The following is an 18,798-nucleotide window of genomic DNA, read 5'->3' as shown; positions in this document are numbered from 1 at the left end:
ATTTAAAATGCCTAAATCCTTTTTGTATATATCCAATTACCTGCCAGAGAAAGCACAAATCATCCCCGCTCCTTTGGCCAGGATCCCTGTTGTTTACGGATCAGCACAATTTGCCCGATATGGTAAGCGTTGTGCAACATTTGCCGGGCCAGCCTCCCTATCCGTTCTTCATCCAGCTGTCTGTCATTCCCCTGCTCCAATGTTTTCCGCAAATCCCCAAAGATCTGGCGTGTTTCTGCGAGGACTGCTTCCCATTTCTCAGTATCCTCCAAATCACCTCTGGCGCCAAATGTATCCACTGCCAATATCGACTCCCATTCAGGATCTGCCGGTTCTCCGATATCTCCATATACAGCCTTGCCGCTGGCTGCCTTTTTCGGTGAAATTGGATCTTTGAGCTGGTTAACGAGGACGACGTTGTAATAATTCAGGTGGTTCACAATTTGCCAGATCGTATTCCCTCCCCCAGGGGGCTGCCAGCTTGCATGTTTAGAATCCAAATCCTTTAGGGCAGATTCCAAAGGTACAAACCAGGTCTCGGTGTTCCAGCAAAAATTCATTTCCATGCGAAAGATATCCATCAGTTCGATGTTCATTTGCCAGCTCCTCCTTATTCAAATCCAGAATTTCAAAGATGCAGACAGGTTCTTTAGCTCATCTGAATCATCGTACCAGTCGACATGTTCCACCGGCTATATGTTATGAGCTTATCTTTTTTTAATAGAGTCATATACCTCACCAATCATCCCTTTTAATTGGTGAATACCTGTATCTGTATTGGTCATGATGATGAGTCCGCTCTCCAGTTGAGGGTATGCAACCATCATAGACTGGTAGCCGATTCCCCACCCGAGAGAAGAAATCTCAAGCTCGTTTCCCGCACCATCTAAAAATACTCCCAGACCAGTCCATTTACTGCTTCCTTGCGAGCTGATCATTTCTTTTGCTTTCATTTCAGAAAGGCCGATCTTACTTTGACCTTTTAAAGAACCGATCAATTCAATGACCAAATTGGCTAAATCAGTGGAGGTTGTCCATAGACCTGACGCAGCCGGGTAGGGATAGATGGAGTACCCGCCATCAATCAATCGACCGTACTTGTTGTGTCCGCAAGAAAAGTTTGTCATTCTCTCTTTAGAAAAGTCTGTTGGGAATGAGCTATGTTCCATCTTTAACGGGGTGAAAATCAGCTCGCTTAATACCATTTCAAATGACTTTCCGGTTACATCTTCGATAACCTGCTGGATGATGCAATAGCCTGCGTCTGAATAATGAAACTCACTCCCCGGCTCAACGTTTACTTCAATCGGAGTTTTACAGTAGGGGGTTTTCCCTTCCAATATCTCAACCATGGAGGGCACTGAATCTATCAGGTTAAGCTCTGAAAAGCTATCATTTGGATCCTTGATCCCTGATTGATGGGAGAGTAATCGGCGCAGTGTCACTTTAGCAGAAAACCTATGATCTGGAACCTTCCAGGACAAAAGCTGTTCATTAACATCCTCGTCTAAATCAAGAATTCCCTGTTCAGTCAGGATCATAACAAGCATCCCTGTTACGAACTTACTTATCGAACAGGCATTGAATATAGTATCAGTGCGTACAACATTAGTGGTTCCTGATTCACTCACACCATAAGATTCAACTGCACTCATCTGTCCGTCTTTAATGTATGCCAAACTTAAACCGCTGATGTGATAATGTTTCATCCGTTCTTCTACGTTAATATTGCTTAGTTTCATACAGCCCCCCTAGATATACCGGATTGCAGTTCCCCTTATTTAATTAAAATTATACCGGGACGCACCCTTTGGTTTTGCAACTCTATTCTACTATTCTACAGATTCCATTCCTTTTTGGTATTATGAACATCCAGCCATTTTTCAGCCTCTTTTTTCATCCAGCTTCCCATCCCTTCTAAAAATGCCAGTACCTCATCCGGATTTTCAACAGGATTAACCGCATAATGGAGAGCTTGCTTCATCTCAGGTTCTTTCTCTGGGTAATGCTTCGCGAACAGCGTATAAGCAGGATATAAATCCCTGGTATACTTGGATTCTTTATCAATGACAAGGGCCAGGCCCGCCCTCACGATGATTTTCATGATCCATCTGCAGCAGTCCACGATATCCTGCTTATCATCATTGCCGTCGAGGTCCTCTTTTGCCTGGTCGATTTGTCTCTTCAGATTCACAAGATGTTCATTCCCAAGCGTGGTATCGGCTTTATATTCAGGTAAGTGTACACGTACATCTTCTCCATACACACATACACTATGAGTTTTGATCATAAACGGTATGATGGAAAAGTCATTGTTCTCTAAAACCTCATCAATGGAATAGAAACTAAATTCCACTCCACCTACACACTTATACTTCTTGTTTAAATAATGTTCAGACTTTTCCACCCAGCCAAGGTCCATATCTTGAGGAGTTTTATTCGTGAGAGCGATCGTATCCAAATCCGAAACACCTTCTATCCCCAATCCACGTGGTATGGAGCCCCTTATGTATATGCTGTGCAAGTCATCTTTTAAATGAGTTTTGTAATGTTCGATAGTCTCTTCTATTACCTTTGAAAACTCTGGATTGATGTTCAGCAGACTGGCATCATTTATGATGTTTCCGCTATGATCCGTTGGACAAAAACGTCCCATTTCTTTAATGGTTGTCAAAGTACCTCACCTCTTGTCAGTATGCCTTACCATTTCTAACAAGCACATGCCACAATAGTTTCATTTCCTGTAGAACTTCTTTCAACGAACCACGGTCCAGCCAATCTTGAGGATTACGATGTAAATCCATACCAGCTGAGCCGATGACATACGCATTTATACGATTATTCTTTGCAATGCGCTTTGCAAGCGAAGGCATTGATGGGCCCCTGAAGTCAGAAGGAACATCTTCTGCGTTGAGAGAAAAGCCGCAGTGCCAGTACAAATCAATCGAATACTTACGGCAAATGTCTTTCAAGACATGACCGATTTTCGTTTCTTTAAAAGAAGGATCTGCAACCAACATCTCAACATCATCTTTAAGGGAAATAGAGCCGTGGACCTGGGCTTCAATGTAGTGATTAAGATTTCGTTTAGGCTCTTTGTTTGCTGGATCAGTAAAGGGCTTCTCAAGATTTGTTGACAAGTGTTTTATTAATTTAATTGGTGTCAGATTGGCTTCACCAATAGCAAAGTCTCTCGAAAATATTTCTTCCAGCAGCGCAGAAAGTATCAGATCAAACTCTTCATATGTTCCTTTTTCCTCAGGGTCTTGATGCGAATCTAAATAGGTGAATGTGGAACGATGGGAGACTTCAGGCGAAAGAAGGAAATAACATGAACCAAAGCGGGGAGCCGGTCCATCCGGATGCAGCATCACATTTAAGGCACCGTATTTAGGACGCTGGTCACTGGTTGTTCCCACTAGTTGATAGGCCCCTCCAAACAGTTTATTCTCCCATATATCCCTTTCTCCTCCCGGCAGGGCAGATACGCTCCCGTTAGATATGAATGTTTCAAACTGGCTCTTATATTCCCCCTGATCTAAAAGTGATTCAGCAACACTTTTCATGTTGGATAGGGGCCGATCGGGATGAAAATGAAGACCGATTCTTGCATTGGACTTTAAACTGCAGACAGCTCTCTTGAAAAGATCATCAGAGATATTGGACATTTTAAGGACATGGTGAATGGTCGCATTGGCTTCCTTATTATAGTTGCGTGCATAGTTTGTAATATGTTCTAAAGCAGATTTCTGGGACGGTGTCAGTTCAGGCAACAGAGTGTTCCCCCTTTCTTACAACTGGTGGATGTTTCTTTTGCTTCCGAAGAACCCTTTCAATTTCTCAACACCTTACGTATAAATTCCGCCTTCGCTTCTGTATATCCTTCTCGATCATTCTGGAATTCCTGAGCTAATTGATGTTTTATTTTTGCATATTCCTCTACTAGTTGTGGATTCGCTCTTAATTTTTCCAGGAAAATAAGCTGTTGCTCCCACCGCTCTTCCCCTTCTTGCATAAGATGAAGGTGGGCGGTTCGTTTGTCGTTCTCCACCTTAACAAAAAATCTTCTCCACGGCTGTTTGTCCAATTCAGGGGGAACATAATGCCATTGGTGTAAGGAGAGGCTTTCTGCTATGGGATTGATTTGGTCAAAGGATGGAACGGATGCCATTAAGTCAATGATGGGTTTCGCCGGCAGATGCGGGATGGCCGTACTGCCGATATGCTCGACTTGCTTCACACCAAAGCCTGATAGCAGCTCATACAGTTCATCTTTCTCCTGAATCCCTTTGTATTTCCATACAGGGTCAGGATTTTTCAGCTCTATTTTTTCGAACGCCCATACTGGGATGTTTTGGTCTTCATCTTTTTTTCTCATAAATGGTTCCCTCCTTTATTTAAGTATTTAAGACTGCTGCTTAAATCTAGATTGTCTGTGAAACGAAAGATTAGCTGCTTACCGTTTTTTCTTCCACTCCGATTTATTCAATATATAGTGATTATAACCTTCATTTTCTATCGTCTGTTGACCATTATAGCTGAATTTACATTTTTCAATCACTTTATGAGAAGAGACGTTGTTGATTAGAGCTACTGCATTAAGAATTTCTACATTTGTATGTGAAAACAAATAGTCAATCAAAACCACAGCCGCTTTTGTTGCGTAACCTTTCCCTTGAAATTCATTTGAGATGGCATACATAATTTCTCTATTTGGTGCAGGCAGTTCTTCTTTGATGCCCGTACAGCACCACCCGATGAATTCATCCGTTTCCTTAATAAAAACACCAAGTTTTAAAAAATGGTCTCCAATGTCCGTATTATTTGCAGCTGCCTCAAGAAATACTTTATTTGCTGGAATTTCATAATTAGTGACCCAATCCAGCCTCTGTTCTTTGGTAGATTTCCAGTCAGGCAGGAAATGATAGATTTCAGGTTGATTTGATATTCTGTATATATGGTAGGCATCTTCGATTGAAAACTCTTGAAGGTAAAGATCCCCGCAATCAATTTTAAATAATCCTTGTGATGTATTATGTTGCATCTCGCTTCCCCTTTATGTGCATTTTGATAGTTGACCGCTTCGATTCTTTCCAGAAAGCAGAGTTGGAACTGTAATCGCCAGCCAGTCATAATTTTTTCTTTTTCATACAATGGTACCCTTAAAATTTCTAACGTAAAACAGTCCGTACTTTTTGTTTTAAGCTTGAATACTGATTGAAATGCATACAAGCAAACCGCCAATGTATCAGCCAGTGTCCCGTCAAAGTCAAAAATAATCGTTTTCATCGTTACCCGGCTGTCCATCCGTTATCTTTTACTCTTTTATTTTCTGTTGTTCACGATTAATTCTGGATGATCAAGGTCATTATTCACCAAAATCATATCTGCATATTTAGCAGGCTCATGTTCGTCCAAGTACATGCGGGAAGCTGCATGGTACCTTTCTATGAAAATACTTTTAGCACGCTCTAATCCGCCTAAAGCATGCTGTTCCCTTAAGCTGCCCCTTTCCAAAGCAATATCAATGTCCGTCTGTACATATATCATGAAATCCAGTTCTTTTCGTAAGTCGTCTTTAAACAAAAATGTCCCATCAATAAGCAATAGTGAGTTCTCTTTTGCCGTTTCAATAGCGCTGTCCACATATTGGTCAGAAGATAAATCAAGTGATTTTACAGAGTACTGACGGTTTCCATTTGGACCCAAAGGAATCAGAAGCTTATTTAGTAAAGATTGATGATCATAAGCATCTAAATAGTATCCTTCAGCTGATTCTCTGCCTCTTTGATAACGGACGGACTTGGGATTATGAAAGTCATCCATCCGAGCTTGAATCACCGGTACACCCATCTTCCCTAGTTGCTTAGAAAGTTCATTGGCTAAAGTAGTCTTGCCAGAAGAAGTAATGCCACTGATACCGACTCTTAACGGTTTATCATTCTTATTGGCCATAATTGCCTTTGAGATTGCATTCAAAACTTCTGTTCTATTTATGGTAAACACCCTCTCGTTTTTATTTTTCAAAAACTCGTCACGTCAATAATCCACTTCTCATCTCCTATTTAATCTAAATTTCCAAAGATTCATATAAATTATATATATTATGGTATTATCTGTATAATGAATTATTCGAATTACCGATAGCATGGCAGAGGTTAATTGGCATGGATAAAGAACAAATCGATTGGATGGAATTATTGATGTCGGAATCTCTTATACCGCGCCCTACCATTTGAAGTTACATACAAGATGAATACCTATTAAATCTGACAGTGCCATCACGTTTAAGGGAAATTCACGTTCTATATATAAAAGGCAGGGTGATAAATCAATGATCGGAGTAAGTATAGCGACGAAGTGGGAATATGAAGCAACATTGAAATACTTTAGCATAAAAGATAACGAACGTACCGGCTATCCTTATGGAGAGTATTTCATAAGGACAATGAATGATACTGAGCTTGTTTTTTATAGTACCGGTGTAAGGAAAGTTAATGGTGTTGGCGGTAATCAGTATATGATTTCTAAATTTAATTTAACGAAAGTAATCGTCGCCGGGACATGTGCAGGAATAGATGATACGTTCAGTAATCTGGATATTGTTGTCCCCAATAAAGCCGTTCAATATGATTGCACAGTAAAAGAAATCGAGCCTTTTATTAAGCAATCTTTCATAATCGATATTGAACAATCAAAATATGGAGATGATTTTCATACCGGAACCATTGGCACCGCTGATAGAGCGGTCGTTATGTGGAAGGACTATTTAGAACTAAAAGAAAATAACATAACAATTGCCGATACAGAAGCGGGTGCAATTGCTTATATCTGCAAGAAGAATGATGTTGAATGTATCATTATTAAAGGAATATCTGATTTTCCAACAGAAGAAAGTAACTCTGATCAATTCGAATCAAACATTGAACAAATGAATGTTTACTTAGAAAACACGCCAAAAGTGATGAACAAGATATTTGGCAAATATATAGAGAGATTTATATAAATCATTTTATTGAAAATGAATACATATTTAGGACAAAACCTAAAATCTCATCTCTAAAGACGAACGTTATAGACTAGAATTTAAACAACGCTAATGATTTCCGTGCAAGACTACGCTTTCCTCGGGTAGCCCGTGAGCCTCCTCGGCAAGCCTGCGGGAAGAAAAGCGGAAGGGCTTTGCTCAGAGGCCTGTGGCATAAGACGAACCGGACGGGAAGGCGGCCTTTGCCTTCATGTTCGGTTTGGCTTATGACATGTGCCTCTAAGCCCTGGAGCTGGACAAGTTTCACATAAGCTACTCTTCCCGCAGGAGTCTTCGTCTTGCACTCCAATCAACCGCTGAAACGAGCTAAACCCTAAATGAACAATGAAGAAATTAATAACCCGAACTAATTTTCCTCATTCAAATTAGTTCGGGTTTTACTTAGACTAAATCACTTTTTTCCCACCCTCTTTTTTGGTGTGCTTTTTATGGTTTTAAGTTTTTCTCCACGATATCGGCACTACTTACATTTATAGGGCATCAGACTATATTTTTGCTGACAGATTCCCGACATAATGCCCCGTCAAATATAGAGTCATTCACCATCTCTCTCTTATCTCTCTAATCACCGCCCCGGGATCATCCCAATGCAGCATATGAGACGTATTCGGAATCATTTTCACCGTTGCACCGGATTTTTGTTCAAAAATGCCGGCGGTCAGATTCCTATATGGAGCTTGTGATTCAGGGAGCGCTGCCCGAAGCAGGCAAATGTCCAGGTGGCGGGGGAGTTTTTCATAAATATCCTCCGTTTCATCCTTGTGCATGCCACTAATGATGTTACCTCCCGTTTCTCCCCTTGCGTGCCAATAGTATTTTCCATCCTTTACAAGGGCCAAATCCTTGGCTGCAGTGAGTAATAATGGGGTTCTTCTGGAGTCGCCAAACACGGCCACATCCAAAAATTCTTCCCAGGTTTCTACGAATTCTTCAAAATCTTTTTCTTGAAATGCCACCTCTTCTTCCAATGAAATGGACATGCGCCTTTTTGTTTGATATCCACCGTCAATGAGAATCGCCCCCAGTACCTTCTCCGAGAAGTTCAATATATAGAATAACGAAACAAAACTTCCCCACGAATGCGATAAAAAATAAAATCGATTGATTTTCAGCAAGTCTAGTATGTGATTCAGCCAATTCGCCAATGAAGGCATTTCATAATTTTCGGCACGGGTGAATGGATCGGTTTTACCGTGACCGGGAGCATCTATGCTGATGACCCTGTACTCACCCTTCAGTTCTTCAGCTATTTCAATAAAACTGAGACCTGTACTCCCCAGCCCGTGCAGGCAAAAAATCACCGGTTTATCCTCACCACCCCATTCTGTGATCCTAACATCGATTTCCCCATCATGAATAACATACCGTTTCATAAAAACCACTCCATTCAAATTTTTTTAAACACAAAAAAACCACAGAGATTACTCTGGGGTTTTAAAAAGGGAAAAGTCCGTAGAGTAAAAAATCAATCGGCATACCAAATAAGCATAAGAACATGCTTTCATCAGCTTGCTTCAAATTGATTTTTCACTCGTTCCCAATCATAAATCAGCCTCGAATACCTAGCCGCTTCTATGTCGGACTTCTTCACCTGCTTTTAATGTGTTTCTATCAATATACCATACAGAAATATACACAACTACCAATAATTAATGATAACAAACAATCGCTCTTCCCTTCTTCACCAGCATCTCTATCGTCGCCTGCAAAGCAGGGAGCAATTCCTTTCTCAAAAAAAAGCTGATGACCCTCACTCAATCTTCAGCTTCTTCCCGCGTAAACTATTCATTTTCAATGATCCTCATATCCTTCAACGGATAAAAAACAACATTCGTGGTCCCAACAACATTTTCAATAGGGACCGCCCCAATCATCCTGCTGTCTGTGCTGTTTCTTCTATTATCCCCCATGACGAACAAGTGACCCTCCGGTACAGTCGCCTGTCCGACAGCAGTATTCTCCAACTTAAATGACATCGTTAAATCGCCATCAATCTTTTCTTTCTGCTCATCGAGGTATGGTTCCTCATACGCTTTCCCGTTTACATACAAGGTGTCGTTCTTATACTCGATTTCATCACCGGGCAATCCGATAACCCGCTTGATATAATCCTGTTTCTCATTTGCATGAAACACAACGATATCAAATCTCTCCGGTTCTCCAATCTTGGATACAATCATCCGATCCTGGTCGTGTAATGTTGTATTCATTGAAGCCCCGTCAACAAGAATAGGTGTAAATAAGAAAGCCCGTACAATGAACACGATGACTAACGCAACACCCAAAGATTTAATCCATTCAAATGTCTCATTTTTCTTTTTTGCCATTTTGTTCATCCTCTCACCTGCTAAATCTCTAAGAAACATGGGGACAGGTCCCTCAGCTCACTCCCAATAATGCTTCATAATATCATGAGTCCACTCCGGCTGGGTAATCGGCTCTTTCGGAAGAAATTCCTTCATGACAGGCTTTATATCCAATATCGGTGTTCCGTTGATACAATCCAGACCCGCTACAAATAAAGTTCTTCCCTCTCGTTATATAACCCTTGCCGTCGTCAACCCAAGCTGATTGGGCCTGTTTTTGCCCCGCTGGCTGAAAATCCCTGCCTTAGGGAGCTTCACATCATTCCGGGGATGGCGGGCACCTGTTATGATTTTGGCCTGATCGACTTTATGGAAATAAAAAATAATCTCCACATGAGAAAAAGATTCGATTCCACTCAGCGAATCTTCCGGAAGGGAATCATCCAGAATGATCTTCGAAACCACCTTCCCCCAATAATCATCTTCAATTTCATTCCGTTCATTATAAGCAACACCGATTGGATTCAACGTAATCATTTTATCATATCCCTTCCTTTTGGCTGCCGGCCAAACTCCTGGTTAATCGGGGACGGCCCTTTTTAGGCAGAGTACACCTATCCAGCACAGCTCCCTCAGATGTCACACCCCAATTTGTACAAACTTCAGACCTTCTACAAAATAGCCGCCAACGGCAAACAGTACCGCTAAAACGATCAAGCTTACCAGTATGCGGATGCCTGCACCCCCACCCAGCAGCAAATGGTTTATCGCTCGAATTTTATGTTTATACCAATTATTTCAAATTTTATGATAAACGGCAATGAACTTCTTACACAAACTTTCCGCACAAAAAAAGAACCCACCCCCACAAACGGGCTGAAGCTCAACCACTTTATCCAGAAAGCAGATCTTTTCGAACGGGTGAAAACTCAAGGCAAATGGTTGGGTAAACAGCTTGAGTGGTGACTATCGGAAGCTTTAGTTCGAGAGTGAAGGAAGGCCGTACCACATTTACCGCAGTAACGGTTTGATACACCACCAGGTATTAATGCTGCAGGAAAGATGGTTTTGATAATATATTTCTATTTTTGATAATAAAAGGTCCGTTTTTGATAATATATCTAGATTTTTGATAATAAGCTTGCTGTTTTTGATAATAAAATAACACCTGACGCCGATAATACCCCGATGACATATTCAAACTCCTCTCTATCATAGAAGCTTCCAGTCATTTCATTCCGAACCCTGACTAAAATGACCGTAATCGAAGTAAAAAGGTGCATATCCGTTGCCAATAATCATCCCCGGGAACATTATTTGGTGATGGTACCTGTCCCCCCGACTCACCCGAGACCAGCCGTGGGCCCGCCAACAGCCCACCAACAAACCGCCCATGCTCAGCCCCCTGCCACCCCACAATTCCCTTCAACCCAGCCAACCCGGAACCGTTACCACCCCACTTTTCACGGTAATCCGGGAGCCACCCCCACTACCCTCCCCCCTTTTGTGGCTAAACCATAAATCGACACTAACTCAAATGAAGCCTGTTCTCATCCAGCTCCTTATGGCAGAGTGAGAACCGGTCCCCGCCGCAAAAAAGGCTGTCGACATGGTCGACAGCCTCTCTCCAATTCTTTTTACGCTTTTGGTTAGAACGGTCCCCAGTCCATCATAACCCCGATAACCAAGAACACTGATCCCATCACAATCCATATAAGCAGGAGCGGCATCATGAACCGGATCCATTTGGTCCAGGAGATCCCGGCAATCGCCAGGTTCGCCATGAGGATGCCGGATGTCGGCGTGATGGTGTTGGTAAACCCGTCACCCATTTTATAAGCCTGTACAGCAACCTGCCTCGGAATTTCCATAAGATCGGCAAGCGGTGTCATGATCGGCATAACGATGACGGCCTGTCCGCTTCCGGACGAGACGAGAATGTTGAAAATGAGATTGGCAACGAACATGACCAGGGCACCCATGACGCTGGTAAAAGGCGTCATGACGGCGGCCATCCCCTGGACAATCGTATCGAGGATTTTCCCGTTCTCCAAGATGACCACGATGGACCTGGCCATCCCAATGATCAGGGCTCCGTACACAAGCCCTTTTGCTCCTTCAAAAAATTCCGCAACGAGTTTATTCGGGCTCATTTTTGCAAGGATGGCAGTACCGGCCGCGATGATCAGGAAGATGGCCGCCATTTCATTCAACGCCCATTTATATTGAAATACCCCGAACACATAGATTCCGATCCCGACGACCAGCCAGGCGAGTACAAGCTTATGTAATCTGGTTATTTCCTGCTTGTGTGCAACCTCATCTCTTTGTTCCATTTTAGGGAATGGATTCTTCCCCAGAACACTTTTTGAAGGGTCCTTCTTTATTTTTTTCGCATAGTACGCCACATAGGCAATGGTCGAAATCAGGACTGCCAGATAAATGACGATCCGGTAGCCGATTCCCGAAAATAAAGGCAGCTGGGCAATCTGCTGGGCTGTACCCGTTGTCAAAGGATCAAGAAATGCAGTATTGAAGCCTGCATAAGCGCCCAGGTAAATGATTGAGACGCCGACGATGGCATCGAGCTTCATGGAGCGGGCAAGGATGATTCCGATCGGTATGAAGGCAATGACTGCGTTGACGATGATGCCCAGCGCGCCGAAGATCGAGAACAGGACACTGACACCGATGATCAGCAATAATTCTTTGTTCCGTGTCTTTTCAATCGTCTTTAAGATGAGGGCGTCAATCGCCCCGGTGGATTCGATGACGGCAAATGCCCCGCCAATGATCAATACCAGGAAGATCAAAGGCGCCGAACTGATCATTCCTTCCTGAATCGCAAGGAAGACATCCATCAACGTTGCCGGAGAAGAATCCACTTGCTGGTAGCTTTCCGGAACCACCATCGTGATCCCATCCACTTCTTCCCTTGAAAATTCGCCGGCAGGAATGAGATAGGTCAAGACTGCGATCACGACCAGGATGCCAAATAAGATAACATATGCATCAGGGATCCCCCACTTTTTCCGTTTCTTTTCTTTTGACGTGACTGTTTGGACTTCCATTTTATCCGCCTCCTCTTCTTAATCTTCTGAAAATTCTGTTGACTAGCTTTATAATAAAGCATACAATTCAAATTAACAACAATAAATTAAATACTTTATTTTAATGGAGAATGAATCATGTCATACGTAGAAAAAACCGAAAAGCACTATCAACATTTAACAAAAGGATTGAAAACAGTAGCGGAATCGCTGCGCGCAAATCCAGTCCTATTCGCGACCCACCCTGCCAAAAAGACGGCTGAAATCATCGATGTCAGTGAAACGATGGTCATCCGTTTTTGTAAGGCAATCGGATATTCAGGCTACGGGGAGCTGCAGAAAGATGTGCAGCAAAGCCTGCTTTCATTGAAACCGACAAAAAGGGAGAGCAATCCCGAGGAAGCCAATTCGTTCGTGAGGATCATGCAGATGGATGAAGAGAATATTCACCATGCCTCCGAAAGCATCGACTGGAAAACGGCGCAGGACATCATTGACTGCCTGGCTGCAACCGAGTCAACGAGCGTCGTCGGCTACTACCATTCGTTTTCCTATGCCCATTGGTTTTACTTCCTTCTTCATCATCTGATCGACAACACATCATTGTACCGGCCGGAAACGGATATCGGCTTCACGAAGCCCGGCAAAGAACATACGGTCATCATCTTTTCTTACTACCGGTATGCACTGGAATCGATCCGCCTTGCAAAAGAAGCGAAAGAAAACGGCAATACCCTGATCGTGATCACGGACTCGAAGCTCTCGCCGATCGCGGAATACGGGGACCATGTCCTCACCATTCACTCGGCAAAGAAATCCATCCTTGAAAAAGGGCCGATCACGTTCTCCGTGTTGAACACTCTGCTCCTTCATCTCGCTCAGGTGAAAGGAAAGATGGACTTCGTCAATCCGGCGAACACCTACTATATTAAGTAAAGGGAGAAATGAACTTATGCATGCACCTTTTAAAGAAAAAATTAGAGACACCTTCGAACATCTCCACACTCATCCTGAAATCAGCTGGGAAGAGAAGAATACAACATCCTATATCGAGAAGATCCTCACCGACGCCGGCTGCAGGGTCCGCACGTTCAAAGACTGCACAGGCGTGATCGGGGACTTCGGGAATTTCAGCGGCGAAGTGCCGGTCATTGCCATCCGTGCCGATATCGATGCATTGTGGCAGAAAGTGAACGGGGAGCTGCGGGCGAACCACTCATGCGGCCACGATGCCCATATGACGATGGTACTCGGGGTGCTATGGAACCTCATTGAGGACGAGGAGCTGAAAGAAAAAATCGGCGTCCGATTCATTTTCCAGCCGGCAGAAGAAGTCGGGGCCGGCGCACTGAAAATGGCCGAAGAAGGAGTCGTCGATGACGTTGACTTTCTTTACGGCATCCATTTGCGCCCGATCCAGGAAACCGCGAACGGATACGCAACCCCCTCGATCCTGCACGGGGCGACGAGGTCCCTGGAATTCGACATCCTTGGAGATGACGCACACGGCGCGCGCCCTCATCTGACACACAACGCAATCGAAATAGGCAATCATATCTTGAATACACTGAATACCATTCATTTAAATCCGACGATCGCCCACTCCATCAAGGTGACGAAGTTCATGTCCGGCGGAAAGAACCTGAACATCATCCCGGGAAGTGCGTCTATCGGGCTTGATTTACGTGCACAGACAAATGAACTCATGAATCAATTACAGGAGCGGGTGAAGGAAATCATTGAGACGACCGGGGAACTGTACGGGGTCGAGATGAAGGTGACGAGGGATTACGGCATCGCAGCCGCAGAAGTTAGTGATGAGGCGCAGGCGGTGGCAGAGAAAGCGATCACAAATGTCCTTGGAGACGAGAACGTGACCGATCCCCTTCTGACACCCGGCGGGGACGACTTCCATTTTTATACGATTAAACATCCGCATTTGAAGGCGACCATGGTAGGGCTCGGGTGCGATCTGCAGCCGGGACTTCATCATCCCGACATGACCTTTGAGAGAGACGCATTATTCAACGGCATCGAAATACTAACGGAAATCGTCAAACTTCATTCCAGAAAGGACGGGTAATCATGCATTCCGTAGTGATAAAGGAAGTCAAACTCCATACCATCAATGTATCCCTGAAAGCCCCCTTCACGACCAGCTTCGGTACGATGAAGGACAAAGAGGTCTGCCTTGTCGAGGTCATCGATGAATCCGGCCACTCCGGATGGGGCGAAACCGTCACGAGCGACGAGCCGTACTACAACGAAGAAACCACCCGAACAGCAGTCTATATGCTGAATGATTTCCTCGTCCCAAGATTGATCAAAAAAGAAATCAAACACCCGCGGGACGTACATCGCATGCTTTCATTCGTCCGGAGGAACCAAATCGCGAAAGCCGCCCTCGAGACGGCGGTGTGGGACGTTTTCAGCAAGAAGAATGAGATGCCCCTGTACGAAGTCCTCGGCGGCCGGCAGAAAAAGATCGCCGTCGGCAAAAGCATCGGTATTCAGTCTTCACCTGACGAACTGGTTTCCAAAGTAGGGCAATACGTCAAAGAAGGTTTCCAAAAAATCAAAGTCAAAATCGCCCCCGGGGCAGACATCGAGTACATCAAAAAAGTCAGGGAGGCTTTCCCTGACATCATTCTCATGGCCGACGCCAATTCCGCTTACACTCTGGATGACATCGATCACTTGAAGCAGCTGGACCAATTCAACCTGCTCATGATCGAGCAGCCTCTCGCACATGATGACATCATCGACCATAGCACCCTGCAGCAAAACATCACGACACCCATCTGCCTGGATGAAAGCATCCATACTTATGAAGACGCCCGAAAAGCCCTTAAATTGGGAAGCTGTAAAATCATCAATATTAAAATTGGCCGGGTCGGCGGACTGCAGGAAGCCATCCGCATCCACGATCTGTGCAAAGAACACAACGTCCCGGTATGGTGCGGCGGCATGCTCGAGACAGGCATCGGACGGTCACACAACCTCCACATGACCACACTCTCGAACTTCATCATCCCCGGCGACACCGCACCCTCGTCCCACTACTGGAATCAGGACATCATCCAGGAAGACATCACCATGGAAGAGGGATTCATCCAAGTCCCCGCCGGCACCGGCATTGGTTCAGAGATCAGCGCAGAAGCCCTGAACGACAAACTGGTTTCCACCCAATCCATCGTGGATGATCATTCTGTGCACCCGATACCGAGTTAGGTGGTTCAGTGGGGACGGTTTTCTTCCGGCTGTTTGAGCCAAGAAGAGAGCCACTCCCACTCCACCCAAAATTTTTAATTTCAGAGATTGTTTATACAGAAACTTAACGGCTAAAAATATGCTTTGAAAATCTAGTGTTTGATTTTTTTCCAAACTTTAATGAAAACTCGCAGGCACTCACATTGAAACATATGTGAATGAACCATTCCCACCCCACTTTTCACGGTAATCCGGGAGCCACCCCCACTACCCTCCCCCCTTTTGTGGCTAAACCATAAATCGACACTAACATTATTGTGATTCGAACACGTTGTTTCATGCCGCCCCTTATCGTTATAATTTTCTTAACAGAGGAAATAGTTAAACGAATTTCCGTTTATTTACCCTGTTTCGTAGATTATCAGTTATGATAAGGAGGTGTGGCGGTCTTGGAAGCCATAAGTAAGCGCTTTTTCTTGTACCTTTCCTACAATAAAGCATTGGATCGAATGGCCAAGCGTTGGGGATCGAAATTTGGAGCCGATAAGATCATTGGGGGTCAAACCTTTTCGCAAGCCATTCCATTGATTCGTCAATTGAATCAGGAGGGATTCCAGGTTACAGTTGATCACCTTGGCGAATTTGTTGATTCCATAGATGATGCACGGGCGCATGTCCGGGAGTGTATCGAGAGTTTAAGTGCAATCGCTTACCACCAGCTGGACACTGAAATGTCTGTGAAGCTGACCTCCCTTGGATTGGATATCAGCCGTGACCTTGTGCTCGAACACATGGAATTAATCCTAACTAAGGCAAAAGAGCATGGAATCACGGTTACCCTTGATATGGAGGATTCAGCGAGGTGCCATGCCATCCTTGATATTTACAAAACGCTTCGCCGGAAGTACGAAAATGTGGGTACAGTCATCCAATCCTATCTCTATCGATCAGATAAGGATGTCGATGACCTCCACCAGTTCTCTCCATACTTGAGGCTTGTGAAGGGTGCATACAAAGAAGCAAGCAGTGATGCGTTCCCTGAAAAGCAAAAGGTGGATGAGAATCTTAAACATCTTATAAAAAAGCAGCTTTTGAACGGTCATTATACCGCCGTGGCCAGCCATGATGAAGCGATGATCGATTACACCATCGGCTTAGTGAAAGAACACAATATCCCGAACGACCGCTTTGAGTTTCAAATGCTTTATGGAATGAGGAATCAATTGCAGTCCGATCTCTTGAAAAAAGGATATACCGTCCGAATTTACCTTCCTTACGGGGAGGATTGGTACGGGTATTTCATGAGACGGCTGGCGGAAAGGCCGGCAAACATCGCGTTTGCACTGAAGGGAATCTTCAAGAAGTAGTTTTATACATTAATTTTAGGAAGGAACGTGAATAAAATGAGTAACGGAGTTTTCAACATCCCAACACCTACAAATGAGCCAGGCAATACGTACGCACCAGGTACGAAAGAAAGAGAAACACTAAAGGCAGAATTAAAGCGCCAATCGGAAACAGTAGTCGATATCCCTGTGATCATCAATGGGGAAAATATCAAGACAGATTCAGTGAAGCAAGTCGTCATGCCGCATGATCACCAACATGTCCTTGCAAACTTTTCGCTGGCTGGTGAAAAAGAGCTGCGTGATGCTGTCGAAGCTGCGATGGCTGCAAAAGAATCATGGGCAAATATGCCGTGGCAGCACCGTGCATCCATTTTCCTCAAAGCGGCTGATTTGATCTCCGGACCTTACCGTGACGTCATCAATTCGGCAACTATGCTGGGTCAATCCAAAACAGCATACCAAACTGAAATTGATGCAGCACAAGAATTAGCTGACTTCCTTCGTTTCGGCGTCGATTACGCAAACCAAATCTATCAAATGCAGCCGGATAGCATGAAAAATATTTGGAACCGCTTGGAATACCGTCCATTAGATGGATTCGTATTGGCGATCTCCCCATTCAACTTCACAGCAATCGGCGGGAACCTGCCATCAGCCCCTGCCATCATGGGGAACGTAGTCGTTTGGAAACCGGCATCAACTTCTGTACTATCAAACTACTACTTCATGCGTATTTTAGAAGAAGCAGGATTGCCAAAAGGCGTTATCAACTTCGTACCTTCCCGCGGTTCACAAGTATCAGAGGTAGTTTTGACGGACCCTCGCATGTCCGGTTTCCACTTTACAGGATCAACAAGCACATTCCAGACCATCTGGAAAAATGTTGGGGAAAACATCATGAACTACAAATCATATCCTCGTCTCGTCGGGGAAACCGGCGGAAAAGACTTTGTATTCGCACACGAAACAGCGCAGGCAGACAAAGTGGTCGCTGCACTTGTACGCGGAGCATTTGAATATCAGGGTCAAAAATGTTCAGCAGCATCCCGTGCCTACATCCCTGCAAGCATGTGGGAAGAAGTGAAAGCGGGCGTATTGGAAGAAACAGCTAAGCTAAAAGTCGGGGATGTCCGTGACTTCAGGAACTTCATGGGTGCGGTCATCGATAAACCGGCTTTCGATTCCATCACAAGTTACATCGACTATGCAGCAGATTCTGAGGAAGCAGAAATCATAGCCGGCGGCACATATGATGATTCAGTCGGCTATTTCGTTCAACCGACAGTCATCGTGACAACGAATCCAAACTTCAAAACGATGACAGAAGAAATTTTTGGACCAGTGTTAACGATCTATGTATATGAAAATGATCAATTGGAAGACACTTTGACTGCAGTGGATACAGCGTCTATGTATGCATTGACTGGCGCGATCTTTGCACAGGACCGTGAAGCCATCATGCACCTTGAGCGCCGCTTATCAGGTGCAGCCGGAAACTTCTATATCAATGACAAACCAACCGGTGCCGTGATCAACCAGCAGCCATTCGGCGGTTCACGCGGTTCAGGTACAAACGATAAAGCAGGCTCTGTCTTCAACATGATTCGCTGGACGAGCCCTCGTATCATCAAGGAAAACTTTGCTCCTACTACGGAAATCGCCTATCCATTCATGGATGAGGAATAATCTACAGGCTGCCGGTCTATACATCCGGTGCTGAAGCAAATCCGGGTTTCCAGATCAAAATGAATATGCTTCTTATGAAAAAAGCTCCCCTGCCAACGGGGAGCTTTTCCTTTTCATTCAGGAATTAAACGATATAATAGGGATAATGA

At 44.3% G+C, this 18,798-nt stretch carries 16 protein-coding genes and 2 pseudogenes; 6 read left to right on the top strand and 12 right to left on the bottom strand.

The window, feature by feature from the left end:
• Nucleotides 1-59 precede the first annotated feature (59 nt).
• From BHE18_RS04260 to BHE18_RS04230, 8 genes and pseudogenes are all read right to left on the bottom strand, one after another.
• Nucleotides 60-596, bottom strand: coding sequence for a DinB family protein (locus BHE18_RS04260; protein ID WP_071617392.1), 537 nt, complete (start codon nt 594-596; stop codon nt 60-62).
• A gap of 111 nt (nt 597-707) precedes the next feature.
• Nucleotides 708-1,742, bottom strand: coding sequence for a serine hydrolase domain-containing protein (locus BHE18_RS04255; protein WP_071617391.1), 1,035 nt, complete (start codon nt 1,740-1,742; stop codon nt 708-710).
• Between the two features lie 95 nt (nt 1,743-1,837).
• Nucleotides 1,838-2,674 (bottom strand): nucleotidyltransferase, encoded by an 837-nt coding sequence (locus BHE18_RS04250; RefSeq protein WP_071617390.1) that lies wholly within the window; start codon nt 2,672-2,674, stop codon nt 1,838-1,840.
• Between the two features lie 16 nt (nt 2,675-2,690).
• Nucleotides 2,691-3,776, bottom strand: a complete 1,086-nt coding sequence (locus tag BHE18_RS04245) for a DUF3626 domain-containing protein (protein WP_071617389.1) — start codon at nt 3,774-3,776, stop codon at nt 2,691-2,693.
• Between the two features lie 56 nt (nt 3,777-3,832).
• Nucleotides 3,833-4,378, bottom strand: a complete 546-nt coding sequence (locus BHE18_RS04240; RefSeq protein ID WP_071617388.1) for a GrpB family protein — start codon at nt 4,376-4,378, stop codon at nt 3,833-3,835.
• A gap of 78 nt (nt 4,379-4,456) precedes the next feature.
• Nucleotides 4,457-5,044, bottom strand: a complete 588-nt coding sequence (locus tag BHE18_RS04235; protein ID WP_071617387.1) for a GNAT family N-acetyltransferase — start codon at nt 5,042-5,044, stop codon at nt 4,457-4,459.
• 164 nt (nt 5,045-5,208) lie between these two features.
• Nucleotides 5,209-5,289 (bottom strand): annotated as a pseudogene (locus BHE18_RS23835) (HAD hydrolase-like protein); the annotation flags it as partial.
• Nucleotides 5,290-5,325: 36 nt separating this feature from the next.
• Nucleotides 5,326-6,027, bottom strand: coding sequence for a hypothetical protein (locus BHE18_RS04230; RefSeq protein WP_235860248.1), 702 nt, complete (start codon nt 6,025-6,027; stop codon nt 5,326-5,328).
• A 307-nt stretch (nt 6,028-6,334) separates the two neighbouring features.
• Here BHE18_RS04230 and BHE18_RS04225 point away from each other — a divergent pair, with 307 nt between their 5' ends.
• Complete coding sequence (locus tag BHE18_RS04225) at nt 6,335-7,006, top strand: 5'-methylthioadenosine/S-adenosylhomocysteine nucleosidase family protein (RefSeq protein ID WP_071617386.1); 672 nt, start codon at nt 6,335-6,337, stop codon at nt 7,004-7,006.
• A 581-nt stretch (nt 7,007-7,587) separates the two neighbouring features.
• On the opposite strand, the gene BHE18_RS04220 is transcribed toward BHE18_RS04225, so the two are convergent.
• From BHE18_RS04220 to BHE18_RS04200, 4 genes and pseudogenes are all read right to left on the bottom strand, one after another.
• A complete protein-coding gene (locus BHE18_RS04220; RefSeq protein WP_071617385.1) occupies nt 7,588-8,421 on the bottom strand; it encodes an alpha/beta fold hydrolase in 834 nt (277 codons plus the stop codon).
• Between the two features lie 408 nt (nt 8,422-8,829).
• Nucleotides 8,830-9,375: a signal peptidase I gene (gene lepB, locus BHE18_RS04215; RefSeq protein ID WP_071617384.1), complete on the bottom strand. Its 546-nt coding sequence runs from the start codon at nt 9,373-9,375 to the stop codon at nt 8,830-8,832.
• Nucleotides 9,376-9,432: 57 nt separating this feature from the next.
• Nucleotides 9,433-9,891 (bottom strand): annotated as a pseudogene (locus BHE18_RS04210) (SAM-dependent methyltransferase).
• Nucleotides 9,892-11,003: 1,112 nt separating this feature from the next.
• Nucleotides 11,004-12,425, bottom strand: coding sequence for a YfcC family protein (locus BHE18_RS04200; RefSeq protein WP_071617382.1), 1,422 nt, complete (start codon nt 12,423-12,425; stop codon nt 11,004-11,006).
• Nucleotides 12,426-12,542: 117 nt separating this feature from the next.
• Between BHE18_RS04200 and BHE18_RS04195 the strand changes: the two genes are divergently transcribed.
• The 5 genes from BHE18_RS04195 to pruA all read left to right on the top strand — a co-directional run bounded on the left by BHE18_RS04195 (nt 12,543) and on the right by pruA (nt 18,649).
• Nucleotides 12,543-13,340 carry a MurR/RpiR family transcriptional regulator gene (locus BHE18_RS04195; RefSeq protein WP_071617381.1) on the top strand — a complete coding sequence of 266 codons (798 nt, stop codon included), beginning with the start codon at nt 12,543-12,545 and terminating at the stop codon, nt 13,338-13,340.
• A gap of 16 nt (nt 13,341-13,356) precedes the next feature.
• Nucleotides 13,357-14,487 carry a M20 peptidase aminoacylase family protein gene (locus BHE18_RS04190; protein ID WP_071617380.1) on the top strand — a complete coding sequence of 377 codons (1,131 nt, stop codon included), beginning with the start codon at nt 13,357-13,359 and terminating at the stop codon, nt 14,485-14,487.
• Between the two features lie 2 nt (nt 14,488-14,489).
• A complete protein-coding gene (gene menC / locus BHE18_RS04185) occupies nt 14,490-15,635 on the top strand; it encodes an o-succinylbenzoate synthase (protein ID WP_071617379.1) in 1,146 nt (381 codons plus the stop codon).
• A gap of 428 nt (nt 15,636-16,063) precedes the next feature.
• Nucleotides 16,064-16,981, top strand: coding sequence for a proline dehydrogenase family protein (locus BHE18_RS04180; protein ID WP_071617378.1), 918 nt, complete (start codon nt 16,064-16,066; stop codon nt 16,979-16,981).
• A gap of 36 nt (nt 16,982-17,017) precedes the next feature.
• The gene (pruA, locus tag BHE18_RS04175; protein ID WP_071617377.1) at nt 17,018-18,649 is read left to right on the top strand and encodes an L-glutamate gamma-semialdehyde dehydrogenase; all 1,632 of its coding nucleotides are present in this window, start codon (nt 17,018-17,020) and stop codon (nt 18,647-18,649) included.
• The last annotated feature ends 149 nt before the right edge of the window (nt 18,650-18,798 follow it).

The sequence above is a fragment of the Rossellomorea aquimaris genome (genome assembly GCF_001877785.1).
In the GTDB taxonomy this organism is placed as follows: domain Bacteria; phylum Bacillota; class Bacilli; order Bacillales; family Bacillaceae_B; genus Rossellomorea; species Rossellomorea aquimaris_A.
The sequence above is the reverse complement of the archived record's forward strand: the minus strand, read 5'-3'. Positions and strand labels throughout refer to the sequence as shown.